At 63.2% G+C, this 25454-nt stretch carries 19 protein-coding genes; 7 read left to right on the forward strand and 12 right to left on the reverse strand.

Annotated features, from left to right (window positions below; genetic code table 11):
• Positions 1-71 precede the first annotated feature (71 nt).
• From GJV18_RS10465 to GJV18_RS10475, 3 genes are all read left to right on the forward strand, one after another.
• Positions 72-881 (forward strand): SDR family oxidoreductase, encoded by an 810-nt coding sequence (locus tag GJV18_RS10465; RefSeq protein ID WP_160345172.1) that lies wholly within the window; start codon positions 72-74, stop codon positions 879-881.
• 88 nt (positions 882-969) lie between these two features.
• A complete protein-coding gene (locus GJV18_RS10470) occupies positions 970-2130 on the forward strand; it encodes an MFS transporter (RefSeq protein WP_160345174.1) in 1161 nt (386 codons plus the stop codon).
• A gap of 194 nt (positions 2131-2324) precedes the next feature.
• Positions 2325-2753 (forward strand): hypothetical protein, encoded by a 429-nt coding sequence (locus GJV18_RS10475; RefSeq protein WP_160345176.1) that lies wholly within the window; start codon positions 2325-2327, stop codon positions 2751-2753.
• 12 nt (positions 2754-2765) lie between these two features.
• On the opposite strand, the gene GJV18_RS10480 is transcribed toward GJV18_RS10475, so the two are convergent.
• The 5 genes from GJV18_RS10480 to GJV18_RS10500 form a co-directional block, all read right to left on the reverse strand.
• Complete coding sequence (locus GJV18_RS10480) at positions 2766-3005, reverse strand: YheU family protein (RefSeq protein WP_160345178.1); 240 nt, start codon at positions 3003-3005, stop codon at positions 2766-2768.
• Between the two features lie 47 nt (positions 3006-3052).
• Entirely contained in the window at positions 3053-5803 is a 2751-nt protein-coding gene (locus GJV18_RS10485; RefSeq protein ID WP_160345180.1) for a hybrid sensor histidine kinase/response regulator, read from the reverse strand.
• Positions 5804-5885: 82 nt separating this feature from the next.
• Positions 5886-7076: an osmoprotectant NAGGN system M42 family peptidase gene (locus GJV18_RS10490; protein ID WP_160345182.1), complete on the reverse strand. Its 1191-nt coding sequence runs from the start codon at positions 7074-7076 to the stop codon at positions 5886-5888.
• A gap of 188 nt (positions 7077-7264) precedes the next feature.
• Positions 7265-9004, reverse strand: a complete 1740-nt coding sequence (gene ngg / locus GJV18_RS10495) for an N-acetylglutaminylglutamine synthetase (protein WP_160345184.1) — start codon at positions 9002-9004, stop codon at positions 7265-7267.
• A gap of 171 nt (positions 9005-9175) precedes the next feature.
• Positions 9176-10945, reverse strand: coding sequence for an N-acetylglutaminylglutamine amidotransferase (locus GJV18_RS10500; protein WP_160345186.1), 1770 nt, complete (start codon positions 10943-10945; stop codon positions 9176-9178).
• 113 nt (positions 10946-11058) lie between these two features.
• On the opposite strand from GJV18_RS10500, the gene GJV18_RS10505 reads away from it, so the two are divergent.
• Positions 11059-11532 (forward strand): MarR family winged helix-turn-helix transcriptional regulator, encoded by a 474-nt coding sequence (locus tag GJV18_RS10505; protein WP_160345188.1) that lies wholly within the window; start codon positions 11059-11061, stop codon positions 11530-11532.
• A 118-nt stretch (positions 11533-11650) separates the two neighbouring features.
• Here GJV18_RS10505 and dacB read toward each other — a convergent pair whose 3' ends face one another.
• Positions 11651-13096 (reverse strand): D-alanyl-D-alanine carboxypeptidase/D-alanyl-D-alanine endopeptidase, encoded by a 1446-nt coding sequence (gene dacB, locus GJV18_RS10510; protein WP_160345190.1) that lies wholly within the window; start codon positions 13094-13096, stop codon positions 11651-11653.
• Between the two features lie 221 nt (positions 13097-13317).
• On the opposite strand from dacB, the gene GJV18_RS10515 reads away from it, so the two are divergent.
• Complete coding sequence (locus tag GJV18_RS10515; protein WP_160345192.1) at positions 13318-13659, forward strand: YggL family protein; 342 nt, start codon at positions 13318-13320, stop codon at positions 13657-13659.
• Between the two features lie 48 nt (positions 13660-13707).
• Here the strand turns inward: GJV18_RS10515 and GJV18_RS10520 are convergent, their stop codons facing one another.
• From GJV18_RS10520 to GJV18_RS10535, 4 genes are all read right to left on the reverse strand, one after another.
• Entirely contained in the window at positions 13708-16659 is a 2952-nt protein-coding gene (locus tag GJV18_RS10520) for an HD domain-containing phosphohydrolase (RefSeq protein WP_178113430.1), read from the reverse strand.
• 103 nt (positions 16660-16762) lie between these two features.
• Entirely contained in the window at positions 16763-17824 is a 1062-nt protein-coding gene (locus tag GJV18_RS10525) for an FUSC family protein (protein WP_160345194.1), read from the reverse strand.
• A 5-nt stretch (positions 17825-17829) separates the two neighbouring features.
• Entirely contained in the window at positions 17830-19161 is a 1332-nt protein-coding gene (locus GJV18_RS10530) for a deoxyguanosinetriphosphate triphosphohydrolase (protein ID WP_160345196.1), read from the reverse strand.
• Between the two features lie 132 nt (positions 19162-19293).
• Complete coding sequence (locus tag GJV18_RS10535; RefSeq protein ID WP_160346075.1) at positions 19294-20457, reverse strand: EAL domain-containing protein; 1164 nt, start codon at positions 20455-20457, stop codon at positions 19294-19296.
• Positions 20458-20889: 432 nt separating this feature from the next.
• On the opposite strand from GJV18_RS10535, the gene GJV18_RS10540 reads away from it, so the two are divergent.
• A complete protein-coding gene (locus GJV18_RS10540) occupies positions 20890-22098 on the forward strand; it encodes an ammonium transporter (protein ID WP_160346077.1) in 1209 nt (402 codons plus the stop codon).
• A gap of 80 nt (positions 22099-22178) precedes the next feature.
• On the opposite strand, the gene GJV18_RS10545 is transcribed toward GJV18_RS10540, so the two are convergent.
• Positions 22179-22949 carry a DODA-type extradiol aromatic ring-opening family dioxygenase gene (locus GJV18_RS10545; RefSeq protein WP_160345199.1) on the reverse strand — a complete coding sequence of 257 codons (771 nt, stop codon included), beginning with the start codon at positions 22947-22949 and terminating at the stop codon, positions 22179-22181.
• 175 nt (positions 22950-23124) lie between these two features.
• On the opposite strand from GJV18_RS10545, the gene GJV18_RS10550 reads away from it, so the two are divergent.
• Positions 23125-23787, forward strand: a complete 663-nt coding sequence (locus GJV18_RS10550) for a thiopurine S-methyltransferase (protein ID WP_160345201.1) — start codon at positions 23125-23127, stop codon at positions 23785-23787.
• An 87-nt stretch (positions 23788-23874) separates the two neighbouring features.
• Here the strand turns inward: GJV18_RS10550 and gltA are convergent, their stop codons facing one another.
• Positions 23875-25149, reverse strand: coding sequence for a citrate synthase (gene gltA / locus GJV18_RS10555; RefSeq protein WP_160345203.1), 1275 nt, complete (start codon positions 25147-25149; stop codon positions 23875-23877).
• Between the last annotated feature and the right edge of the window lie 305 nt (positions 25150-25454).

Consider the following 25454-nt stretch of genomic DNA (forward strand, 5'->3'; position numbering starts at 1 on the left):
TGGTATGAGGGCCAGATAATTTCCCCAGCTACACTGGCCCCATCAACCACAGCATGACAAGGCAGCTTCCTATGCAAAATCGCATGATGATCACCGGCGCAGGTTCGGGTCTGGGGCGTGAAATCGCCCTGCGTTGGGCACGTGAGGGCTGGCAGCTGGCGCTTTCCGACGTCAACGAGCCGGGCCTGGCAGAAACTCTCAAGCTGGTGCGTGAAGCCGGCGGCGATGGCTTTACCCAGCGTTGCGATGTGCGCGACTACAGCCAGCTCACCGCCCTGGCCCAGGCCTGCGAGGAGAAACTGGGCGGCATCGATGTGATCGTCAACAACGCCGGGGTGGCCTCCGGTGGCTTCTTCGCCGACCTGTCCCTGGAAGACTGGGACTGGCAGATCGCGATCAACCTGATGGGCGTGGTCAAGGGCTGCAAGGCCTTCCTGCCGCTGCTGGAAAAGAGCAAGGGCAAGATCGTCAATGTCGCCTCCATGGCTGCCCTGATGCAGGGCCCGGCCATGAGCAACTACAACGTGGCCAAGGCCGGCGTGGTGGCCCTGTCGGAAAGCCTGCTGATTGAGCTGAAAAGCCAGGAAATCGGCGTGCACGTGGTCTGCCCCTCGTTCTTCCAGACCAACCTGCTGGACTCCTTCCGCGGCCCGACCCCGGCCATGAAGGCCCAGGTCGGCAAGCTGCTGGAAAGCTCGCCGATCAGCGCCGCGGATATCGCCGACTACATCTACCAGGAAATCGCCAAGGGCGAATTTATGATCCTGCCCCATGAGCAGGGGCGTATGGCCTGGGCCCTGAAGCGGCAGAACCCGCAGCTGCTTTACACGGAAATGACCAATATGGCCGACAAGATGCGCGCGCCCCGCAACAAGAGCTGATCGAGCGATCAGGAAAGCTGCGCCCGAGTATTGTCTCCACAAGGTTCGGGCGTTAGGGTTGAGTGCCCGCACAACTGATGGACCTTCTGTGAAACCTTTCCCCCGGAGCCTGCTGTTGCTGGCTCTGATCCTGGCGGCGATCAACCTGCGCCCGGGCATCACCTCCCTGGCGCCGCTGATCGAGCGAATCGCCAGCGAGCTGGCCCTGAACCGTTCCCTGATCAGCCTGACCACGGCGCTGCCGGTGCTGTGCATGGGCCTGCTGGCGCCGCTGGCGCCGCGCCTGGCCGTGCGCTTTGGTCTGGAGCGCACCATTGCCCTGTGCATGGGGCTGATTACCCTGGCCCTGCTGCTGCGCCTGGCCGGGCATTTCAGCCTGCTGCTGATTGGCAGCGCCGTGCTGCTGGGGGCCGGGATTGCCGTGGCCGGCCCGCTGCTATCCGGCTTTATCAAGCGCCACTTCGCCGGGCACATGGGCAGCGTGGTGGGGTGGTACTCCCTGAGCATGGCCATTGGCGGTGCGGCCGGCGCGGTGCTGACCGCGCCGGTGACCCAGTGGCTGCGCGACGACTGGGCCTGGGGCCTGGGCTTCTGGGCGCTGCCGGCGCTGTTGGGGTTGCTGCTGTGGCTGTCTCTGCCCAATCGACGCGACATGCAGGAGAGCGGTAGCGTGCCGGTCGGTTTGCCCTGGGGCGAGCCTCGCGCCTGGCTGATCAGCGGTTTTTTTGCCCTCCAGGCCGGGCTGTTCTACGCCCTGGCCACCTGGTCGGTGGCGCGCTACCACGAGGCCGGTCTCAGTCTGCTGCATAGCAACAGCCTGTTCAGCGTGTCGATGCTGGCGGGGCTGCCGGGTTCTTTTCTGATGCCCTGGCTGGCCCAGCATTTTTTTAACCGCTACCGACTGTTGCTGGCCTGCGGTCTGCTTTCCTCCTTGAGTCTGGGCATGATCACCTTCGTGCCGACCTTTTTTCCCGAGGTCTGGGCCGTGACCATTGGCCTGGGGCTGGGCGGCTCCTTTGCCCTGTCCCTGGTACTGCCCCTGTACGAAGCCGGTTCGCCCCTGGCGGTCAGCCGCTGGACCTCGATGATGCTGTTTGTCGGCTACAGCCTGGCCTGCCTGACGCCCATGCTCACGGGCCTGGCCCGGGACCTGGCTGGGCATTACCAGCTGCCCTTTATGGTGCTGACGGTGCTGGCATTGCTGATGAGCGGTGTGGCCTGGGCATTGGGCAAGGGGCGGTGCGACTAGGTACTGCCTGCCGGCAGCGGTGGGGAGCACTTCATGCACCCGCGCCGCCGACATACGGCGGTGCGCACGGGGTATCTCAGGCCCTGTGGCCATGCCCCGGTTTATTGACTGGCCAGAGGCATTTTTAGCCGCAGTTCCTTTCTTGCCTGACACGCCTGTGATAGAAGGCAGCCTAGTTTTTCAGGAGTGACGGTGTGGAGTCGGAATCCATCGTTTATGGCTGCATCCGCGACTGCCCCTCGGCCAGTGCGGCGGAGAGCCGTTTGCGCCGCGAGATCAATCGTCAGGTTCTGGATAGCTTGCCTGCGGGCGATGCCTGGAGCCTGCTGGGGCGTGAGATGTTCGCCTGCAGCGAGCAGCCGCTGGAGGCTGCCCTGCAGACCCAGGTGATCCACTTCGGCGCCAGCTACCGTACGGTGGAATACGAGTGGGCGCTGTGGATCCAGCAGTTCGAGGCGCTGCTCAAGCGCCTGTACTGGGCCAGTGCCGTGGTGCATCTGGAAACCGAACTCAACGGCACCCATACCTTTCGCTGGGAATCGGACAACGGCCTGCACAGCCCCCATGAAGGGGATCTGCGGGTTAGATGCGCCTGGGAGCGCGAAGGCGGGCTGCGCAGCTAGGCAGCTGTTGCTTCAGTCCTGCAGCGCGTCCAGCCATTCGCGCGGCACATCGCGCTTCAGCGCCAGCTGACACTGCTGGCTGTCGGCATCAAAGACAATCACCGCCTCGCCCTTGTCCAGCGCCCGACGCACTCGCTGCACGCGAGTATCCAGTGGGGTTTCGTCGCCATTGTCGGTGCCGTCACGGGTGACGAAGTCTTCGATCAGGCGGGTCAGGGTATCGGCTTCAAGCAGGTGGACGGGGATCAGCACGGTAAGTTCTCCAGGGCGGCGCCGATCATAGCCGAGGGCAGGGCGTTTCAGCCATGTTCATCGCCCTGGCGCAGAAAACTCTCCAGGGTGCTGTAGAGCTTGGCACTGTCGATGGGTTTGCCGAGGAAGTCATTCATCCCCGCTTCGGCGCCGTTGTGCCGATGCTCATCGAGGATATGCGCGGTCAGGGCGACAATGGGCACGGCGGGCAGCTTGTGCTGGCGCTCGAAGCGGCGGATCTGCCGGGTGGCCTCGAAGCCGTCCATTTCCGGCATCTCGCAGTCCATCAGAATCAGCTGGGTGGCCTGGGGGGCGCGCTGATACTCATTCAGGGCCGCCAGCCCGGTTCCGACCAGGCGCACGTTATAGCCGCGCTTCTTGAGAAAGCCCTGAACCACCAGCTGATTCACCGGATTGTCCTCGGCCACCAGAATGCTCGGCGTGCTGCCCGTGTCGGCGCGCAGAGGCAAGGGGTGGGCTGGCACCGGGGCCAGGTGCTCTTCATAGAGCTCCTGCAGGGCCAGGCGCAGGGCAGTCACCGAGAGCGGTTGGGCCAGATTGGCCACCCGCAGGCCATGGCTTAGCGGGGTTTGCAGGTTCTGTTCGGCGGGGCTGAGCAGCAGCACGCGCTGGCCGGGCTTGAGCTGGTCACGCAGGGAATCCAGCCAGTGGCTGATGCTGCCTGGCCAGGGCGCCATGAGGATCAGCAGCGGTGGGGTGGTGAAGTCTTCCAGATAACCGGCCAGGTTGTCCGGGTTCTGGCAGCGCTCGGTGCGCATGCCCCAGCGCCCAAGCAGACGGCTCAAGGCATCCAGGCCCAGGCCGTCGAGGGAGGCGAGCAGGGCCATGCGGCCTTTCAGCAGTTCGCTGAGCAGGTCGCGTTGCAGGGGCGCATCGCCCAGGGGCATATCGAAGGCGAAGCGGGTGCCCTGGCCGGGTGTGCTCTGCACTTCGATACGGCCGCCCATCATTTCCACCAGCTCCTTGCTGATGGCCAGACCCAGGCCACTGCCACCGTAGCGGCGGGTGGTGCTGGAGTCGCCCTGGGCGAAGGAGTGGAACAGCTGGCTCAGGGCCTGGTCGCTGATGCCGATACCACTGTCGCTGATGGAAAAGATCAGGTGCGGCTGGTTGTGGGAATCGTTGCGCAGGCAGACATTGACCGAGACATGGCCTTCGGCAGTGAATTTCACCGCGTTGCTCAAGAGGTTCATCAGCACCTGCTTGAGCCGTGTGGGATCGCCCTGGATATGCCGGGGGACACCGTTTTCCAGGCTGACATAGAGGCGCAGGCGCTTGTCGATGGCCTGCCCGGTGAACAGGCTGAGGGTTTCCGAAATCAGGTCTTCCAGGTCGAACTCGATATGCTCCAGGCTGAGCTTGCCGGATTCGATGCGGGCATAGTCGAGGATGTCGTTGATTACCGCCATCAGGGAGCGCCCGGAGCTGGAAATGGTGTCGACATAGAAGCGCTGGCTGCGATCCAGCGGGGTTTCCTTGAGCAGTTGCAGCATGCCCAGTACACCGTTGAGCGGCGTGCGGATCTCGTGGCTCATCTTGGCCAGGAAGCGGCTCTTGGCCAGGCTCTCGTACTCGGCCTGCTCGGCGGCGCGACGTGACTGGAAGCCTTCCTCCTTGAGCAGGTTGATACGGTCGGCCAGACCGATGGAGAGGGTGATCAGCTCCACCGTGACCCCCACCTTGACCACCGCATCGCCGTACATGCCCAGCAGCTCCAGGCCCAGGGAGCCGGAGGTGGCGACGATAAAGGACGCCAGCAGAATGCCCCAGGCCAGGATGTAGTAGGAGCCATAGCGCAGGCCCTGGCGCCAGACATAGGCACCGCATAGCAGCAAGACCAGCGACACCGCCAGCACGGTCAGGCTGGCGAGGATATTCCAGGCCTGCAGGCCGATCAGCGGCACCGACACCAGGCAGCCGCCCACCAGCAGCATAAACAGACGCAGGCCCAGGTCCAGGCGCGGGAAGTACTGCTGGGTATGCAGGAAGTGGCGGCTGAACTGCACGGCGGTCAGGCAGTGGATAAACATCAGGATATAGATGCTCACTGACTGCAGGCCGATGTGTTCGGGCAGCAGCTTGAACAGCATGCCATCGAAGCTGGCGGCGAACAGGCCGATATTGAAGCTGTACACCAGATACCAGAAGTAGGCCGATTCACGTAGCGAGAGGAACAGGAACAGGTTGTAGCAGAACATGGCAAACAACACGCCGTAGAAGGCGCCGTTGATGCCCATAAGGTTTTCCTGGCTGGCTGCGCTGGCCTGGTAGGTGCTGAAGTACAGCGGCATGAACACCGTGCTGGTGGTGTCGACGCGGATCAGCAGGCTGCTCTCGCCCGTTGGCAGTTGTAGGGGGAACCAGAAGTTGCGCACCTGCACCGGGCGCTGGGCAAAAGCGTAGCGGTCGCCGCTTTCCTGGCTTTGCCATTGGCCGTCGGGGGGCTGCAGAAACACCTGCAGATGGTCGAGCAGGGGGTAGTTGACCTCCAGATAGCCGCCGATAGGCTGATCCAGGCGGTTGTCCAGGCGTACCTTGAACCACCAGACCGATTGATTCTTGCCCAGGTTGGCGTGGGCCGCCCCCACCGGGGTAAAGGCCTGATCGGACAGTTCGGCGACCTGCTCCAGGCTCAGGTTGCCCTCGGCGTCTTCCAGATAGCCCATGGCCGGGCCCAGCGTCAGGCGCAGATTGTCTGAATCCAGGGTGGCGGGCAGCAACGCCCAGGCAGGGCCGCAAAGCCAGAACAGCAGCAAGGCCAGCCCGATTCGAGGCATGTGTCGATCTCTTTGTTCTTATCCGGGCGGCAGTCTTGCGCCCTCGCGTTAGCTGCCACTTTGCCCGGATGCGCGGGCGCCATCAAGGGTCTTGATCACGGCAGCCGATCAGGCTGTCCACGTCCGGGACACGGGTATCGCTTTCCATCTGTGCATTGTGTTCCAGCTGGTGGCTGAAGCGCTCCAGGGAGCCCTGGGCGGGCTGGGCGTCGCTGGCAAAGACCGGCGGGCTGAGCAGGTAGGCCGTCAGCAGGCGGCTGAGGGCCTTGAGGCTGTCGAGATGGGTGCGCTCATAGCCATGGGTGGCGTCACAGCCAAAGGCCAGCAGGGCGGTGCGGATATCATGGCCGGCGGTAATCGCCGACTGTGCATCGCTGTGGTAGTAGCGAAACAGGTCGCGACGCACCGGGATTTCGTGCTCGCCGGCCAGGCGCAGCAACTGGCGTGACAGGTGATAGTCATAAGGGCCGCCGGAATCCTGCATGGCCACGCTGACGGTGTGCTCGCTGGACTGCTGGCCCGGCGCCACCGGGGCGATATCGATACCGACGAACTCGCTGACATCCCAGGGCAGGGCGGCCGCCGCCCCGGAGCCGACTTCTTCGGTGATGGTAAACAGCGGATGGCAGTCGATTTCGGGAACCAGGCCGCTGTCGACAATGGCCTTGAGCGAGGCCAGCAACGCCGCCACACCGGCCTTGTCATCCAGATGGCGGGCGCTGATATGACCGCTCTCGGTGAACTCCGGCAGGGGGTCGAAGGCGACAAAGTCGCCCACTGCAATGCCCAAGGATTCGCAATCGGCGCGGGTGCTGCAGTAGGCGTCCAGGCGCAGTTCGACGTGATCCCAGCTGATCGGCAGGGTATCCACCGCCGTATTGAAGGCGTGGCCGGAGGCCATCAGCGGCAATACGCTGCCGCGCAGCACGCCGTGGTCGGTAAACAGGCTGACCCGGCTGCCTTCGGCAAAGCGGCTGGACCAGCAGCCCACCGCCGCCAGGCCCAGGCGGCCGTTGTCCTGAATTTCGCGCACGCTGGCGCCGATGGTGTCGAGGTGAGCGGACACGGCCCGGTCCGGGCTGCTCTGCTTGCCCTTGAGGGTGCCGCGAATGGTGCCGCGGCGGGTCATCTCGAAGGGGATGCCGAGTTCTTCCAGGCGCTCGGCCACATAACGCACGATGGTGTCGGTAAAGCCGGTGGGGCTGGGGATGGCCAGCATCTCCAGCAACACCTTTTGCAGATAGTCAAGGTCGGGTTCGGGGAGTTTCTGCATAGGGCTTCTCCTGGCAAAAATCATCTGGGCGGCTGGCCATCTCATCGGATGGATGGCGCGATATCCATCCACCCCAATCGCTCTGGTGGATGAGAAAAGCGTCATCCACCCTACGCAGGCCCATAGCCGGTGGAGGTGGCGCCGCCCTGTCCGGCGCTCTGGATACAGGGCGGGCAAGCGCCTATCGGTTAGCTCGGCACCTGGCTCAAGGGGAACAGCAGGTCGATAAAGCGCTCGGCAGTCGGCTGCGGTTCATGGTTGGCCAGGCCGGCGCGCTCGTTGGCCTCGATAAACACATGCTCGGCCTGGTCGGCGGCCGGTACCAGCAGGTCCAGGCCCACCACCGGGATTTCCAGGGCACGCGCGGCCTTGATTGCCGCCTCCTGCAGGGCCGGGTGGAGGATGGCGGTGACATCTTCCAGGGTGCCGCCGGTGTGCAGGTTGGCGGTCTTGCGCACGGCCAGGCGCTGGCCCGCCGCTAGCACGCTGCTGTAGTCGAGGCCGGCACCGTGCAGGGTACGCAGGGTTTCGCCGTCCTTGGGGATGCGGCTTTCGCCGCCGGTGGCGGCTTCACGGCGCCGGCTCTGGGCGTCGATCAATTCGCCGATGCTGTGCCGACCATCACCGACGACCTCGGCCGGGCGGCGAATGGCGGCGGCGACCACCTCATAGCCAATCACCAGCACGCGCAGGTCGTGGCCTTCATGGAAACTTTCCAGTAGCACGCGCTGGTCGAATACCCGGGCGCGTTCGATGGCGTCCTGCACTTCGCCGGGGCTGCGCAGATCCACCGCCACCCCCTGGCCCTGTTCACCGTCAACCGGCTTGACCACCAGGCGGCCGTGCTCTGCGAGAAAGGCGGCGTTGTCCTCGGCACTGCCGGCCAGGCGCTGCGCCGGTACGCTCAAACCGGCGCGCGACAGGGCGCGGTGGGTCAGGCGCTTGTCCTGGCACAGGGTCATGCTCACCGCGCTGGTCAGGTCGGTCAGCGATTCGCGGCAGCGGATGCGCCGGCCGCCCTGGCTCAGGGTGAACAGACCGGCGGCGGCATCGTCCACCTGCACCTCAATGCCGCGGCGCAGGGCCTCGTCGACGATGATCCGCGCATAGGGGTTCATCTCGCTGTGGGGGCCGGGGCCAAGGAACAGCGGCTGGTTGATGCCGTTCTTGCGCTTGATGCTGAAGGTCTGCAGCGGGCGGAAGCCGAGCTTGGCATAGAGCCGCTTGGCCTGGTCGTTGTCGTGCAGCACAGACAGATCCAGGTAACTCAGGCCCCGACTCATAAAGTGCTCGATCAGGTGGCGCACCAGCACCTCGCCGACTCCGGGGCGGCTGCACTGCGGGTCCACGGCCAGGCACCAGAGGCTGCTGCCGTGTTCCGGGTCCTGATAGGCCTTGTGGTGATTGAGGCCCATGACGCTGCCGATCACCGCGCCGCTGTCTTCATCCTCGGCCAGCCAGTACACCGGGCCACCCTGGTGACGCGGGGTGAGCTTGGTCGGATCGATGGGCAGCATGCCGCGCATCTGGTACAGGCAGTTGATGGCTTGCCAGTCTTCCTCGTTCTGCGCGCGGCGCACGCGAAAACCACGGAAGCCGCGCCGCGCCGGACGGTAGTCGGTGAACCACAGGCGCAGGGTGTCGGAGGGGTCGAGAAACAGCTGTTGCGGGGCCTGGGCCAGAACCTGGTGCGGCGCGGCGACATACAGGGCGATATCCCGCTCGCCGGGTTGCTCGCTCAGCAAGGCTGCGGCCAGGGCGGCGGGGTCCGGGTAGGTGTGGCCGATCAGCAGGCGGCCCCAGCCGCAGTGCACGGCCCTGGGCTGGCCCAGTTCGCTGTCCGGCTCTTCGGCAAAACGGGCCTGCAGCCGTTCGTAGGAGGGCGACTGGCCGCGCAGCAGGCGTTGGTTAAAGGCAGTGGCGCGCATGGAAATTGTCCTTTGCTGTCTGCAACGCCCGGATCGGGTCCGGGCATAAATGGAGTCGTGACATCCCCGGATTGCATCCGGGCTACGGCGGTGCCAGAGCGTAGGGTGGATGTCGCTTTTCACATCCACCGTGTAGGTGGAAAACGTTTCGCGGTTTTCCACCCTGCGCGTTTACAGTCCTTGCTCGTTCAGCCACAGGTTGAGTGCCGCCATCTGCCAGAGCTTGGAACCGCGCAGCGGGGTCAGCTGACCCTGGGGATCGCTCAGCAGGCGATCGAGCATGGCCGGGTTGAACAGGCCGCGGTCCTGGCTGGGATCGAGCAGCAGATCCTGCACCCAACCCAGGGTCGCGCCTTCCAGATGCTTGAGACCGGGCACCGGGAAGTAGCCCTTGGGCCGGTCGATCACCTCGCTGGGGATCACCTGGCGTGCGGCTTCCTTGAGCACATGCTTGCCGCCGTTCGGCAGCTTGAAACGGGCCGGGATACGCGCCGACAGTTCGGCCAGGCGGTAGTCGAGGAACGGCGTGCGTGCTTCCAGGCCCCAGGCCATGGTCATGTTGTCCACGCGCTTGACCGGGTCGTCGACCAGCATCACCGTGCTGTCCAGGCGCAGGGCCTTGTCCACCGCGGCAATGGCACCGGGCTGGGCGAAGTGCTGGCGGACAAAATCCCCGGCCATGTCGTCGGTCAGCCACTGGGGCTGTACGCAGGCGGCGTATTCCTCATGGTCGCGGTCGAAGAAGGCGGCGCGGTAGGCGGCAAAGGCGTCGTCGGCGCCATCCACCAGGGGATACCAGTGGTAGCCGGCAAACAGCTCGTCGGCGCCCTGACCGCTCTGCACCACCTTGCAGTGCTTGGCCACCTCCCGCGAGAGCAGGTAGAAGGCGATGCAGTCATGGCTGACCATGGGCTCGCTCATGGCGCGGAAAGCCGCCGGCAGCTGCTCGATGATCTCGTTTTCGCCGATACGCAGCTGATGATGGCGCGTGGCAAAGCGTTGGGCGATCAGGTCGGAATACTGGAACTCGTCGCCACGCTCGCCACCGGCATCCTGAAAGCCGATGGAGAAGGTCGACAGGTTTTCCACCCCGGCCTCGCGCAGCAGGCCCACCAGCATGCTGGAATCGACGCCGCCGGAGAGCAGTACACCGACATCCACGGCGGCGCGCTGACGGATCGATACCGCCTCACGCATGCCCTGCAGAACGGCATCGCGCCATTCTTCCAGGCCAAAGGCCACTTCGTCGCGGCGCGGGCCGAACTCCAGGTTCCACCAGGTCTGCTGCTCGCAGTTGCCCTGGGCGTCGATGCGCATCCAGCTGGCCGGCGGCAGCTTTTCCACCCCGGCGATCAGGGTGCGCGGCGCCGGTACCACGGCATGGAAGTTCAGGTAGTGGTTGAGGGCGACGGGGTCCAGGGTCTTGCCGATATCACCGCCGGCCATCAGGGCCGGCAGGGTAGAGGCAAAACGCAGGCGTTGACCGGTGCGAGACAGGTACAGCGGCTTGACCCCGAGGCGGTCGCGGGCGATAAACAGGCTCTGCTTGTCGCGCTCCCAGATGGCGAAGGCGAACATGCCGTTAAGCTTGGGCAGCATTTCGGCGCCCCAGGCGTGGTACGCCTTGAGCAACACCTCGGTGTCGCCATCGGAAAAAAACTGATAGCCCAGGGCCTGCAGCTCATTGCGCAGCTCCGGGTAGTTGTAGATGGCGCCGTTGAACACCATGGACAGACCAAGGGTGCTGTCGATCATCGGCTGGCCGGAGGCCTCGGCCAGATCCATGATTTTTAACCGGCGATGGCCAAGGGCAAGCGGCCCCTGACTGTGAAAGCCGTGGGCGTCTGGGCCACGCGGCGCTAAGTGATGGGTGATCCGTTCAACTGCAGCCAGGTCGGCCGGTTGGCGATCAAAACGTAATTCTCCAGCTATTCCGCACATATAAATCCTTACCGGTTTTTCCGTTGGGGAGTTGTCCGGGCTTGCCGAACCTTTTACACCAAACCAAAAAAATGCTTTGATGTCAAAGCTTAAAGTCGAATTTAAAGGCTGTTATGTCCGAAAAAATAGTTTCTACTGAAATAGATTTGTCATCTGTGGTGGGCTTCGAACTGCCGCTGTTCCAGGCCCTGCGGCGCTTGCAGCAGGCCGGTGAGGTGCATGCCAAGCGCCTCAGTCGTTTCGGTGGGCTGACGCCCATGCAACTGATGATTCTGCAGGTGCTGGCGGGCGAAGCACGTCTGACCGCCAGCGCCCTCAGCGGTCGGGTCAGCCTGACGGCGGCAACCCTGTCGGGCATGCTCGATCGTTTGGAGGAGCGGGGGCTGTTGCAGCGTCAGCGCGACGATCAGGATCGTCGGCGCCAGTGGCTGCTGCTCAGCGATGCCGGGCGGGAGCTGGTGCAACAGGCACCGAGCCTGCTGCCGCCAGAGTTTCGTCAGCGTTTTGCCGCCCTGGCGGATTGGGAGCGGCACAGCCTGACCGCCGCGCTGTTGCGCGCGGCCGAACTGTGCGGGGAGATGGAGTAAGTAGGCGCGGCCAAGGCGAGTAGGCGGTGGATAAGCTTCGCGTTATCCACCCTACGGGCTTTGATCCCAGGGAAATGGTGGATGTGCAAGGCGACATCCACCCTGCGGATCGGGCCTATCAGCGCTGGACGCTGGATTTGGGTTGCTTGTACAGATCCAGCAGAAACTGATCGAGGATCGACGAGGCGCCCCAGGGCCGTGGGTCATTGAGAATGGCCACCACCGCCCAGCTGTTGCCGTTGCTGTCGCGGCTGTAGCCGGCGATGGCGCGCACATTGTTGAGGGTGCCGGTCTTGATCCGCGCCTCGCCGGCCAAGGGCGTTCTGTGCAGGCGGCGGCGCATGGTGCCATCCATCGCCACCAGGGGCAGGGAGGTCATGAACTCGGCAGCATAGGGGCTGTGCCAGGCGGCTTGCAGCATCTTGGCCAGCTCCCGGGCGCTGACCCGTTCGGCGCGGGACAGCCCCGAGCCGTTCTCGATCACCAGATGGGGCGCGGTAATGCCCTTGCGTGCCAGCCAGCTGCGAATCACCCGCTGGGCGGCGCGGCCATCGTCGACATCGGCCTCGTTGCGAAACTGCGCACCGAGGCTCAGGTACAGCTGCCGGGCCATGGTGTTGTTACTGTATTTGTTGACGTCGCGGATGATCTCCACCATGTCCGGGGAGAAGGAGCGGGCCAGCAGGCGGGCATCGCTCGGTACCTGGCCCAGGCGATCCTGGCCATTGATGCTGCCGCCCAGTTCCTTCCAGATGGCACGGATGGCGCCGGCGGCGTAGCCGGGATGGTCGAGCAGTGACAGGTAGGTTTGTGAGCTGCAGCCTTCGGCCAGCTGGCCGGTGACCACGACGCGGGTGCCTTCGGCATCGCGCACCGGGTTGTAGCGCACATCCGGCCAGCCCGGGCATTTGGCCGCCGGCAGGGCCTTGACCCGATTATCGATCTGAATATCGGCGATTGGCGGTTCGGCCACGATGTGCACCGTGCCGGCCTCGTTACGGGCGATAAAGCGCAGGGCCTTGAGATTGACCAGCAGCGAGTCCGGGGTCACCAGAAAGGGCTTGTGGGCATCGCCACCGTCGTCGTTGAAGCTGGGCAGCTCGGGCTGGATAAAGTGGCTGCGATCCAGTACCAGGTCGCCGGTGATCTGCTGTACGCCATTGGCGCGCAGGTCACGCAGCAGCAGCCAGAGCTTTTCCATGTTCAGCTTGGGGTCGCCGCCGCCCTTGAGGTAGAGATTGCCGCTGAGCACACCGTTGCGCAGCGGACCATCGCTGTAGAACTCGGTCTTCCACTGGTGGGTGGGGCCCAGCAGTTCCAGGGCGGCATAGGTGGTCACCAGCTTCATGGTGGAGGCCGGGTTGACCGAGATGTCGGCATTGAAGAAGGTGCTCTGGCCCGGGCCATTGAGCGGAATGGCCGCCACGGACAGGGACTGCGGGCTGATCTTGTTGGCCTTGAGCGCCTGTTGCACCTTGGGCGGCAGGCTGGTGGTGGCGGCCTGCAGGGAAAGACTGAGGGGGATAAGGCTGGCAAGGGCCAGGTGACACAGGGTTTTAAGCATGGGGCAGTACCCTCCAGGTGAGGGGCATAAAAGTGAGAAGCGGTGCGTGGATGCAGCCTGATGCCGCTGATTATGCCTTAAGGCTGTGCCGAGAGCGCCCTGCACCGCCGCTTCGGCAGGACTTTTTGTCATCACCGGCATGGGCCTTTGGGCAGAGAAACGGGCGCGCTGGCGCGTAAGCTGCTAGAGTGCCGCGCGTTATCACTCTTGAGGATTGTTCAATGGCTACTAACCGTTCCCGTCGTCTGCGTAAAAAACTCTGCGTGGATGAGTTCCAGGAGCTGGGTTTTGAGCTGAACCTGAACTTCAAGGAAGACCTGTCCGATGCCGCCATCGACAGCTTCCTCAGCGAGTTCCTGCGTGACGCCATGACCGCCAACGGCCTGGGCTATGTGGGCGGCGATGACTTTGGCCTGGTGTGCCTGGCCAAGCGCGGTTCGGTCAGCGAAGAGCAGCGCGCAGCTGTTGAAGCCTGGCTCAAAGGCCGTAACGAGCTGGTCGATTTCACTGCCAGCCCGCTGCTGGATGTCTGGTACCCGGAAAACCCGATCAACCAGGCCTGATGCAGGACTCGGGGCATGCCTGCATGCCCCGAGCGTTCCACTTCTGCGTTATCCCCTCAGTCCCGCCTTGGCCAGCACGGCCGCTTCATCCACTTCGTCGATCTGCTCCGGGCCGAGAAAGCGTTCGGCATAGCGGCGATAGATCTTTTCCTGCACGAACAGGGCAAACAGCTCAGCGTCAATGTGGGCGCCCTTGCACATGCCCGCCATGATCTCCAGGGACTGTGACAGCAGTTTGCCCTTCTTGTAGGGGCGATCCACGGCGGTCAGCGCTTCGAAAATATCGGCAATGGCCATCATCCGCGCCGGCAGACTCATTTGCTCCCGGGTCAGGCGTTTGGGGTAGCCCGTGCCGTCCATCTTCTCGTGGTGTCCGCCGGCGATTTCGGCGACGTTCTGCAGATGCTGGGGGAAGGGCAGGCGGTTGAGCATCAGGATGGTCTGCACGATATGGTGGTTGATGATGTAGCGCTCTTCTTCCGTCAGGGTGCCGCGGCGAATGCCGAGGTTATACAGCTCGCCACGGTTGAACTTGTATTGGGGCACCTGCAGCTTGAAGCCCAGAGGGTTGTCGGCGGGGATCAGCTCACTGGCAGGACGCTCGAACAGGTGCTCGGGTTTGTCCGCCAGCAGCTGTTCGAGCACCGGTAGGGCCGGCCTGGCGGTACGCTCCTGGCGTTTGCCTTCCTCCCAGGACACGCCAAGGCGATCGTCCAGGGTACGCAGCCAGGTGCGCGAGGCAATCTGCGCCAGGCGCTGCAGGTCTTCATCGGCCATGGCCTCGCCGCCCTGATTGCTTTGGGCGACAAAGGCGAATTCCTCATCCAGAGTGCTCAGCAGTTCGTCGCGCAGGGCGGCCAGCTGGGCGTTGTCGCCATCCTGGGCGCAGCCCTGCCAGTAGGCGATCCAGGCGTCGCGCTTGAGCACCTCGAAGCGCATGCGGATTTCATGGATGCGGTCGTACAGGGTCTCCAGTTTGGTGGCCTTGTCCACCACATACTCTGGGGTGGTGACCTTGCCGCAGTCATGCAGCCAGGCCGCGATATGCAGGGCCTCCCAGTCTTCATCGCTGGGCTGGTAGTCGCTGAAGGCCGCAGCGTCGCTGTTGGCAGCGGCTTCGGCGAGCATCAGGGTCAGTTCCGGCACGCGCTGGCAATGGCCGCCGGTATAGGGGCTCTTGGCGTCGATGGCACCGGCGATCAGCTGGATAAAGGCATCCAGCAGTTGTTTCTGGCGCAGCAGCAGCTGCTGGCTTTCGATGCACAGGGCCGCCACCCCGGAGACCGCCTCGACAAAGGCAATGCGTTCGGGGCGCTGCATGGCCAGGCTGGACTCGTCGCCCAGATCCCGGTGTACCAGCAGCAACAGGCCCACGGTGGCGCCCTGGCGGTTGTGCAGGCCGGTGGCGACCAGATGTACCCGGGGGCTGTCGAGGGTCTGCAGCAGCTTGCGGAAGTCGCCGGCCTGGTCGAAGCCGATGGAGGTGGCGGTACTGGCGCCGCCACTGGCCGGTTGACGCAGCCAGTCCGGGATCTGGTTGGCCTTGAGGTCGTATGCGCCCAGGTCATGGCGGTCGAGGTTGTGTTGCTCGCCATTGATAAACAGGCCCTGGGGTTCCAGCAGGCCGGTTTCGTTGTCGAGCAGATAGATCAGGCCGCCGTCGGCTTCGCTGATGTCCAGGGTTTCTTCCAGCACGCGCTTGAGCAGGGCGTCGAAGCGGGTTTCGGCGGAAAGACTGGCGGAAATTTCCAGAAAACTGGAAATGGTTTCCTTCATCCGCGTCATGGATACCGCCAGCTGGTCGACTTCCAGGATGGGGGAGCGACCGCTGGAGGGGTAGTTGAAATCGAAACTGCGAATGGCTTCGGCCTCCAGCACCAGGGCGCGCAAGGGCTTGACGATAATGCGTGAGGTCAGCCAGCCCAATGGCAGGCACAGCAGCAGGATGGCCAGGGTGATCAGGGCACCCTGCCAGCGAATGCGATAGGCCTCGGTCAGCAACTCGTCTTCGGGCACCAGCAGGGCCAGGTGCAGGCCCTGGGGGCCGCCTTCCTGAATATGGCTGCGGGACAGGATCCAGCGCCGTCCGCCATCTTCCAGCACCTGTTCGTCTGGCGCCGGATCGCGGGTCAGCAAGGCGGCAAGAGGCGGGCTGAGTTCGGCCGCGGGGGTGAGCTTGAGTTCACCATTCTGGGTCAGCAGGCGGCTGCTGTCCGGGTAGGCCACTGTATTGCCCTGGGGATCGTAGAGCACCACTTCGGTCTGCTCGGTCACCCGGTGCTGGGCCAGGGTGGCGGAGAGATCATTCAGGGTCAGGTCGGCGGCCAGTACCGTGGTAAGGCCGGCACGCCGGGCCAGGGTGGTGCCCACTTCCTGGGTGGAAAAGAACACATAGGGCGCCGTGGTGATCTGCCCACCATCGGCGCGGGCACTCTGAAACCAGGGACGGGTACGGGGGTCGAAGCTTTCCTTGAGCTTCTGCCTGCGGCTGATCAGGTTCAGCGAGCCATCGAAGAACAGGTAGCTGGCTTCGGTATCGGCGCGGTTGCGCTCAATCGACCAGACCTGATAGGCCGCCTTGTCCGGTGCATCGAAGCGCGTCTTGAGGGCATCACTGCGCAGCGGTCGCACCATAAAGAAGTCCCCGTCCTCGTAGCCCAGGTACAGGGAGGCCAGCTTGGGGTTGTCGCGCAGGGCCTGGACAAAGGGTTTGAGCAGGGCCAGGCGCTCATCCAGGGTCGTGCTCTGGGTGGCCTGGTTGAGCGCCAGCAGCCCGAGCAGGTGGCGGATGGGCTGGTAGGTGCCGGCAATATCCTGCTGGACATCCTGTTCGATGCGCTGGAACAGGGATTGACTGCTGGAGAAGATGATCTGAGTGGTCTGTCGGTAGTTGAAGATGCCCAGCACAACACCGGTAATGACCAGCAGGATGGTGAATAAAACACTGATATGCAGATGGAGCGGGATACGGCGTGGCGGTTTGCGCATATTTCCGGGCATGGCCTGAAACTTCCCTGCTGTTGGGTATAGGCACAGCTTAGTGAAGGCCAAGCGCGGGTCAGGGTCAAAGCGAAAAGAATATGTAACGCTTTTTTGAGTGCGTTTACTGCTTTGACTGGCGATCGACGCGGGGGGCGTGCCGTTTCGGTAGCTGGCGCAGGCCGTGTTCCAGCAGGGTGATAAACAGAGCCAGTACCACGCCGAACAGGGCATTGAGCAGGCGCATCTCGGCGTTGTCCCAGTCCAGGGCCAGGCTATCGGCCAGGAGGATGAAACACACCCCGATCTGCAGGACGAACAGGCCGTAATGGTTGGCCTGCAATCCGCGACACAGGGCGATCAGTGGCAGCAGGATGGCCACCAGGGTAGCGGGATCCTGCAGGCTGTAGCCGAGCAGGATCAGCAGGCCGGCGATGGCCACGCTGACCAGGATGGATTGCAGGGCGCGCACCAGGCTGCCCTGGAAATCCAGCTGCAGGGTGCTGACCACGATCAGGGTCAGCCAGTAGCCGCGCTCAAGATTGGCCAGGTTGACGATCAGACCGGCCAGGGCGAAGGCCAGGGTGCAGCTCAGGGCGTGCAGGCGCCATTGCTGTTGCGGCAGGCGTTTGGCATAGCGCCTGAGCACCTTGAAGATGCTGATAAAGCGCGGCATATAGGGCCACATGCGCAGGCCGTGCAGGCCGCGCATGCCGAAAGCCAGCAGCATCACCCAGAGCCCGCCGAGGATAAACAGCATGGCGATGGCCGCCGGATTGTTGAGGCTGCCCAGGCCTTCCTGGCCCTGGCCGATGCACAGGCAGATGGCCAGGCTGATGCCCAGTTTGCCGGCTTCGCTGCCGTAGCGTTGCAGCCAGGCCAGCAGGAAACCGAACAGGGCAAAGACCAGAATCCCGGCATAGGCATGGCTGGCCGCCCAGAAGCCGAGGGCCACGCTGCTGGCACCCAGGGCGCAGAACATCAGCATACGCAGCATGCCCAGGCGGTGCAGGGGGTTGGCCTGGGCGGCCTGGAAGGCGCCGAGAGCTGCCCAGAGAAATCCCGGGTGGGCGCTGAACAGACCCAGCAGCAGCGGCAGGGCGCAGCCCAGGCCGGCAATCATGGCCGAGCCCCAGGCCGGTGGGCCGGGGTGCCAGCGGAAATGGCTGCGCTGCGGGGGTGTCATGGGCGCTATACCGGGCTGGAACGGCCGGTCATTTCCCGGGCCATTTCGGTGGCGTAGCTGTCGGTCATGCCGGCAATAAAGTCGATCATGCGGAGGAAGGCCCCGTACAGTGGTTGGTCCGGGTTTGGGGCGTTATGCCCGAGCAGGTCGAGAATGCGTCGATTCTTGAAGGACGGGGTGCGGCCGCCATGCTGCTCCAGGGCCGCGCCGCAGAAGGCGTTGAGGAGAATCTCCAGGGTGGTGTAGGCGCCGATTTCGTGCAGGGTCTTGCGCTTGTCCTGGAAGATTTTCTCCCGGGCCATGGCCTTGGCGCTCTGCACGCAGCGTTTGGCCGGACCATGCATATGCTCGACCAGATCACCGCCCAACTGGCCGGCCAGCAAGGCACTCTGCTGCTCGACGAAAGCCTGGGCGGCGGCGTTGGTCAGATGCTCGATGGCCTTGCCGCGCAGGATCGCCAGCTTGCGTCGTTTGGAATCCTGCGGGCCGAGCTGACGATAGGTTTCCGGCAGATCATCGCCGACCAGGTCGAGTAGCAGGGCCTCCACTTCGCGGTAGTCCAGTAGCTCCATTTCCAGGCCATCTTCCAGGTCAATCAGGCCATAGCAGATATCGTCTGCGGCCTCCATCAGATAGACCAGCGGGTGACGGGCCCAGCGCTGTTCGTCCAGCTGCGGCAGGCCGAGCTTGCCGGCGATCTGCTCCAGCAGGGGCAGCTCGCTCTGATAGCAGCCGAATTTGTGCTTCTTGTAACCCAGGGCTTCGGCGTGGCGCGCGCTCCAGGGGTACTTGAGGTAGGTGCCGAGGGTGGCGTAGGTCAGGCGTGTGCCGCCATCGAACTGGTGGTACTCCAGTTGGGTGAGCACCCTGAAACCCTGGGCATTACCCTCGAAGTTGAGGAAGTCGCTGCGCTCTGCACTGCTCATGGCATCCAGCCAGCCGCGGCTGTCGGCCTGCTGAAACCAGTGGCGGATGGCGTCTTCGCCGGAGTGGCCGAACGGAGGGTTGCCGATGTCGTGAGCCAGGCAGGCCGACTGTACGACCATGCCCAGATCGCTGGGGGCACACCAGTCGGGCAGGGCATCGCGGATCATCTCGCCGACGCGCATGCCCAGTGAGCGGCCCACGCAGCTGACCTCCAGGGAGTGGGTCAGGCGCGTATGGATATGGTCATTGCTCGATACCGGGTGCACCTGGGTCTTGCGCCCCAGGCGGCGGAAGGCCCCAGAAAAGATGATGCGGTCGTGATCCTTGTGGAAGGGGGTGCGGCCCAGTTCGGCGACACTGTGGGTCGGCTTGCCGAGACGTTCACGGGTGAGCAGGGTGTGCCAATCCAAATCAGATCCTCGCCATAACGTGGCAACAGACCCTAGCTTCGGGGTTCCCGCGGCTGGCTGCAAGTGCTGTGGCGCTATACCGGCTTGGTTGGTCGCCGCCTGCCTGTTACCACGTCATCCCAGGCCGATTGGCTAAAAGCCGGCGGCATCGATATCCATCAATAACAGTCTTCTGCCGTTATCGATAAATTGCCCCGCGGTGAGGCAATACTGATTGGTGGTGGCATCGCGATAGGTGCTGGAGAGAATCAGGCGGCGCTCCTCCCAGCCTTCGGCCAGCAGCTGGTAGAAATAGGGACGCCACGACCAGTTGTGTCCCAGGTAGCGGTTATCGCTGTGCCAGCGGCAATCACGCCATTCCAGATTGGGGCTCAGCTGGGTGCCATGACGATCGCACTGATAGGTGCGCAGCAGCCAGGGATAGGCCTCAGGTGTGGGCAGGTGCTCGGTTTTCGAGCCATTTTCGGCCCAGTGTTTGAGCCTGTTCATCATCTCGCTGAGCTGCTGGCGCAGGGTCATCAGGCTGGCGCGCTCGGCCAGCTTCTGCTGCACATAGTGATCGCGCAGACGGGCAAAGCGCTTGACGAAGGCCTGGCTGGGAAAGAACTCCCGTTCCGGCCTGGCGAACAGATAGCCCTGCACATAACGCGCCCCGCACTCCAGGGCGAAATCCAGCTCGGCCTCGGTTTCCACACCTTCGGCAATGATCCAGCAGCCGGTCTTTTCTGCCATCTGTGCCAGAGCCTTGACCACCTCGCTGCTCGGCCCGCCACGGGCGGCGTCCTGAAACAGGCGCATGTCCAGCTTGAGGATATCGGGTTGCAGGGCCAGTACCCGATCCAGCTGGGAGTAACCGGCGCCGAAATCATCGATGGCCACGCGGGCGCCGGCATCCCGGTAACGCTGCACCACGCCGGGCAAACGCTGACTGGCACCGCCCAGCTCGGTGATTTCGAAGACGATGCGCCGCGCGTCAATACCGCTGTGTTGCAATTGCTTGAGGCTGGGCAGGGGTTGCTCCGGACGCAGACGGCTGATCCAGCGCGGCGAAATATTCAGGCTGAGAAACCAGTCGGCTGGGGCCTGCTGAAAGCGTTCCAGCGCATTCTGGCGCACTTCTCGATCGAGCCGGCGCAGGGCCGCTGACGGCGTCTTTGCGGCCGCGAACAGCGGGCCGGCGGAATGCAGCTGGCCATCAGCCGTGCGCAGCCTGGCCAGGGCCTCGACTCCGGCGATGTGTCCGGTAGCGGTATCGATAAAAGGTTGGAAAACAGCAAGGGGGTGGCCGTCGAACACCGGTAGATCCTTAGAACTGAACGCTGCCTCACTACGGGCACGCAATACAGGGCTCTAGCAAAAATGTGGCCACCATTGCGGCGGCGCCAGCGCAGGGCTGTGGCCGCGGGCTCTGGGCCGCATTGTGGCGCTCGGCTGGCAGGCGTGTGGCAACGGGAGCTGGTATAGCGCTTGCATTGGTGTGGTGCGCGCTATGGTTTTGGTGCCCTGTTGTGGGGCTCTGCTGGACGCGGCCAGGATGTCATGGTGCGCTTATAACCTATTAATAATTAAAGAAATTGCGCCAGAAAGCGTTCCCGGTATGGCCATTTTTTGGTGCTGATACGGGGTGTGCGTGAGGTGTTGCAGCAGAGCAGGCGCTGCCTGATGGTGCGTTTTTTCTGCTTGTGACCTTCTTTGGTGCCATTTCCCATGACGGAGTTTTCTTCGCAGATGGAAAACATCAATAGTGCCGTGGAAACCCTGATTCACGGCTCCAATACCCTTTTTATCCTGCTTGGCGCGGTCATGGTGCTGGCCATGCATGCCGGCTTTGCCTTCCTTGAAGTGGGCACGGTGCGCCAGAAAAACCAGGTCAATGCCCTGTCGAAGATCATCTCGGACTTTGCCGTGTCGGCCCTGGCCTATTTCTTTGTCGGTTACTGGGTGGCCTACGGCATCACCTTTCTGGAGCCGGCCAGCATACTGACCGAGAACCATGGCTATGGCCTGGTGAAGTTCTTCTTTCTGTTGACCTTTGCTGCGGCCATTCCGGCGATCATCTCCGGTGGCATCGCCGAGCGCGCCAAGTTCGGCCCGCAGCTGTGCGCCACCGTGCTGATCGTGGCCTTCGTCTACCCCTTCTTCGAGGGCATGATCTGGAATGGCAACTACGGGCTGCAGGCCTGGCTGGAGGCGCGTTTTGGTGCTGGCTTCCATGACTTTGCCGGTTCGGTGGTGGTGCATGGTGTGGGCGGCTGGCTGGCCTTTGGCGCGGTGCTGCTGCTGGGGCGGCGCAACGGGCGTTATCGCGACGGGCGCCTGGTGGCCTTCGCACCGTCGAACATTCCGTTCCTGGCCCTGGGCTCGTGGATCCTGATCATCGGCTGGTTCGGCTTCAACGTGATGAGCGCCCAGACCCTGGACGGCGTCAGTGGGCTGGTAGCGGTCAACTCGCTGATGGCCATGGTCGGTGGCACCGTGGCGGCGCTGCTGGTGGGGCGCAATGACCCGGGCTTCCTGCATAACGGCCCGCTGGCTGGCCTGGTGGCGGTGTGCGCCGGCTCCGACCTGATGCACCCGGTGGGTGCGCTGATTACCGGTGCGATTGCCGGTGCGCTGTTCGTCTGGGCCTTTACCGCCACCCAGGTGAAGTGGAAGGTGGATGATGTGCTGGGGGTCTGGCCGCTGCATGGCCTGTGCGGCGTGTGGGGTGGGATCGCCTGCGGCATCTTTGGTCAGCAGGCCCTGGGCGGTCTGGGCGGCGTGAGCCTGGCCAGCCAGCTGGTGGGCACAGCGCTGGGCGTGCTGGTGGCCTTGCTCGGTGGCTTTCTGGTGTACGGCATCCTCAAGTCGACCGTGGGGATTCGCCTGAGTCAGGAAGACGAGTTCAATGGCGCCGACCTGGCGGTGCACAAGATCGGCGCGGTCAACCCGGACTGAGAAGAGTCGACTGGCCGATCATGCCAAGGCGCCCCATGGGGCGCCTTTTTTCTGTGCGTTGCGGCGGGCTGACTGCAACTTCAGTGAAAGCTGTAGATATCCATCCCCAGGGTGCCTTCGCTAAACCCCTGGTGTTCGACTTGAAAGCGGTCGCCGGCCCCGCGGGCAAAGAACAGCGGTAGCAGGTGCTCGTCCGTTGGGTGGTTGCGCGTGGCATAAGGCGCTTGCTGCCTGTAGGCGTGCAGGGCTGCCTCGTCGTCACGTTGCAGTCTATCCACTATCCAGTCGCGAAAGTCCTGGGCCCAGGCGGGTGCGATATTCGATGGGCCTGCCTGCCAATCCAGTTCGCGCAGATTGTGGGTGATGCTGCCTGAGCCGATCAGCAGCACGCCCTCATTGCGCAGGTCGCGCAGAGCCTGGCCGATACGGGTCTGCAGGGCAGGTCCGGCGGCACTGGGCAAGGACAGTTGGACAACAGGAATATCGGCCTTGGGGTACATCAGTGACAGAGGCACCCAGGCGCCATGATCCAGCGGCCGCTGCTCGTCAGCGGTGGCGGGAAGATTGGCCTGGGCCAGCAGGTGAATGACCCGCTCAGCCAGCTCAGGCAGCCCCGGTGCCGGGTATTGCAGTCGATACAGGGCCTCGGGGAAACCATGGAAGTCGTGCCAGGTGCCCGGTGCGGATGAGCGGGTAACCTGCAAATCCGCTGTTTCCCAGTGTGCCGAGACCAGCACTATGGCTTTGGGCCGTGGCAGGCTTGCGGCCAGCTGGGCGAGGGCAGGGCCGCTGGCGGACGGGCGCAGGGCCAGCATGGGGGAGCCATGAGAGATAAACAGACTGGGTAGCATGGTGTGCTCCTGGGTGGCAGTGACCCTATGGTTGATCAATCTGCTTCGGGTAAAAAGCGCAAAAGTCCGGGTAAACAAATCGATTGAATCGATTTATTTTCTGGCTGCGGCCATTTACCCCATTGGTCTGGCTCGGGCTTTGCGGCAGCATGGGGCGTTCATTTGGGGAGTCGTTATGCACGCAGAGTTCTGGCAGGCGCGCTGGTCGCGCAGTGAAATTGGCTTTCATCAGTCTGAGATCAATCCTTATCTGGCGCGCTACTGGTCGAGCCTGCATCTGCCGGTCGGTGCGAGGGTTTTGGTGCCGTTATGCGGCAAGAGCCTGGATATGGGCTGGCTGGTTGCCCAGGGTCATCGGGTACAGGGGGTTGAACTGGCGCAAAAGGCGGTGGAGGATTTCTTCGAGGAGCATGGCTTGACGCCCCATGTCGCTCACGAAGGTGATTTCCAGGTCTACCGAGCCGGCAACCTGGAAATCTTCTGCGGCGATTTCTTCGCCCTGGACGCCGAGCAACTAAGTGATTGTGGGGCGTTTTATGATCGTGCGGCGCTGATCGCCTTGCCGGCTGAGATGCGTGCCCGCTATGTGGCGCACCTGAGTGCGACGCTGCCTGCCGCTTGCCAGGGACTTCTGGTTACCCTGGACTATCCCCAGGAGCAGATGAGTGGGCCGCCTTTTGCGGTGGCCGACGGCGAAGTGCGGCAGCTGTTCGGGGATGGCTGGCAGCTGCAGGCGCTGGAGTGTTGTGATGTGCTGAGTGAGGGCGAGAACTGGAGGTTTCTGCAGCGTGGCCTGACTCGCCTGGAAGAGCGGGTTTACCGGCTGGCCAGGGGCTGAACAGGGAGTGCCTGCCGGTTTTGCCGGTCCTTTAAAAGCCAATGCCCCGACAGGCGGGGCATTGGTTGGGGCTGCGCGGCGTGCGACTTACTTCTTCATGTCGCGCTGCGGATAGCCGGTGTACAGCTGGCGCGGACGGCCAATCTTGTACGGGCTGGAGAGCATTTCCTTCCAGTGGCTGATCCAGCCGACGGTCCGCGCCAGGGCGAAAATCACGGTGAACATGCTGGTCGGAATGCCGATGGCCTTGAGGATGATGCCCGAATAGAAGTCGACGTTCGGGTACAGCGAGCGCTCGATAAAGTACGGGTCGGTCAGGGCGATCTCTTCCAGGCGCATGGCCAGTTCCAGCTGCGGATCGTTCTTGATGCCCAGCTCGGCCAGGACTTCGTCGCAGGTCTGCTTCATCACGGTGGCGCGCGGGTCGCGGTTCTTGTAAACCCGGTGACCGAAGCCCATCAGCTTGAACGGATCGTTCTTGTCCTTGGCCTTGGCGATAAAGGTGTCGATATTGGACACATCACCAATCTCATCCAGCATGCTCAGCACTGCCTCGTTGGCACCGCCATGGGCCGGGCCCCACAGGGCGGCGATACCTGCGGCGATACAGGCAAACGGGTTGGCGCCCGAAGAGCCGGCCAGACGCACGGTGGAGGTGGAGGCGTTCTGCTCATGGTCGGCATGGAGGATAAAGATCTTGTCCATGGCCTTGGCCAGCACCGGGCTGATCGGTTTGATCTCGCACGGGGTGTTGAACATCATGTGCAGGAAGTTTTCCGCGTAGTTCAGGTCGTTACGCGGATACATCATCGGCTGACCCATGGAGTACTTGTAGGTCATGGCGGCAATGGTCGGCATCTTGGCGATCAGGCGCATGGCCGACACTTCGCGGTGATGCGGGTTATTGATGTCCAGCGAGTCGTGGTAGAAGGCGGAGAGGGCGCCCACTACACCGCACATGATGGCCATTGGGTGGGCATCGCGGCGGAAGCCGTTGAAGAAGGTCTTGAGCTGCTCATGAACCATGGTGTGGTTCTTGATAGTGCTGACGAACTTGGCCTTCTCTTCTGCGTTCGGCAGTTCGCCGTTAAGCAGCAGGTAGCAGGTTTCCAGATAGTCGGATTGCTCGGCCAGTTGTTCGATGGGGTAGCCGCGGTGCAGCAGGATGCCCTTGTCACCGTCGATATAGGTGATCTTCGATTCGCACGAGGCGGTGGACATAAAGCCAGGATCAAAGGTGAAGCGACCCGTGGCGGTCAGGCCTCGCACGTCGATTACATCGGGACCAACAGTGCCGGTCAGAACGGGCAGTTCGACGGGGGCAGCGCCCTCGATGATCAACTGCGCTTTTTTGTCAGCCATGTGTGGCCTCCTAGTTATGCTTGAAATCATCAGACAGCCCCCCACGCAGGGCCCGCACCACTATAGTGAGATAAATGTGAAAGTCAATTTGCGAAAACCCAGCTGGCAGAAGGGTTTGAGCAGGGTTTTTGGGCTGAATTGCGGCCCCTTTACGCCATTTATAAAGGCAGTGCAATGCGCTTTTAGGCAGGGGGCTTTGCATTGTCATTAGTAACCTAACTGTCTATACTCTGCGCCCGACTACCAAGGGTTTTAAGCCCGTAATTCTGGTGGTTGTCACTCCTTGGGTGATGGGTACCTGACCA

This window comes from Pseudomonas xionganensis, from assembly GCF_009763245.1.
GTDB lineage: Bacteria > Pseudomonadota > Gammaproteobacteria > Pseudomonadales > Pseudomonadaceae > Aquipseudomonas > Aquipseudomonas xionganensis.

Coding starts and splice junctions, on each gene's coding strand:
- GJV18_RS10465 (WP_160345172.1), top strand. CDS start 72: ATGCAAAATCGCATGATGATCACCGGCGCAGGTTCGGGTCTGGGGCGT.
- GJV18_RS10485 (WP_160345180.1), bottom strand. CDS start 5,803: ATGCCTCGAATCGGGCTGGCCTTGCTGCTGTTCTGGCTTTGCGGCCCT.
- GJV18_RS10490 (WP_160345182.1), bottom strand. CDS start 7,076: ATGCAGAAACTCCCCGAACCCGACCTTGACTATCTGCAAAAGGTGTTG.
- ngg (WP_160345184.1), bottom strand. CDS start 9,004: ATGCGCGCCACTGCCTTTAACCAACGCCTGCTGCGCGGCCAGTCGCCC.
- GJV18_RS10500 (WP_160345186.1), bottom strand. CDS start 10,945: ATGTGCGGAATAGCTGGAGAATTACGTTTTGATCGCCAACCGGCCGAC.
- GJV18_RS10505 (WP_160345188.1), top strand. CDS start 11,059: ATGTCCGAAAAAATAGTTTCTACTGAAATAGATTTGTCATCTGTGGTG.
- dacB (WP_160345190.1), bottom strand. CDS start 13,096: ATGCTTAAAACCCTGTGTCACCTGGCCCTTGCCAGCCTTATCCCCCTC.
- GJV18_RS10515 (WP_160345192.1), top strand. CDS start 13,318: ATGGCTACTAACCGTTCCCGTCGTCTGCGTAAAAAACTCTGCGTGGAT.
- GJV18_RS10520 (WP_178113430.1), bottom strand. CDS start 16,659: ATGCCCGGAAATATGCGCAAACCGCCACGCCGTATCCCGCTCCATCTG.
- GJV18_RS10525 (WP_160345194.1), bottom strand. CDS start 17,824: ATGACACCCCCGCAGCGCAGCCATTTCCGCTGGCACCCCGGCCCACCG.
- GJV18_RS10540 (WP_160346077.1), top strand. CDS start 20,890: ATGGAAAACATCAATAGTGCCGTGGAAACCCTGATTCACGGCTCCAAT.
- GJV18_RS10545 (WP_160345199.1), bottom strand. CDS start 22,949: ATGCTACCCAGTCTGTTTATCTCTCATGGCTCCCCCATGCTGGCCCTG.
- GJV18_RS10550 (WP_160345201.1), top strand. CDS start 23,125: ATGCACGCAGAGTTCTGGCAGGCGCGCTGGTCGCGCAGTGAAATTGGC.
- gltA (WP_160345203.1), bottom strand. CDS start 25,149: ATGGCTGACAAAAAAGCGCAGTTGATCATCGAGGGCGCTGCCCCCGTC.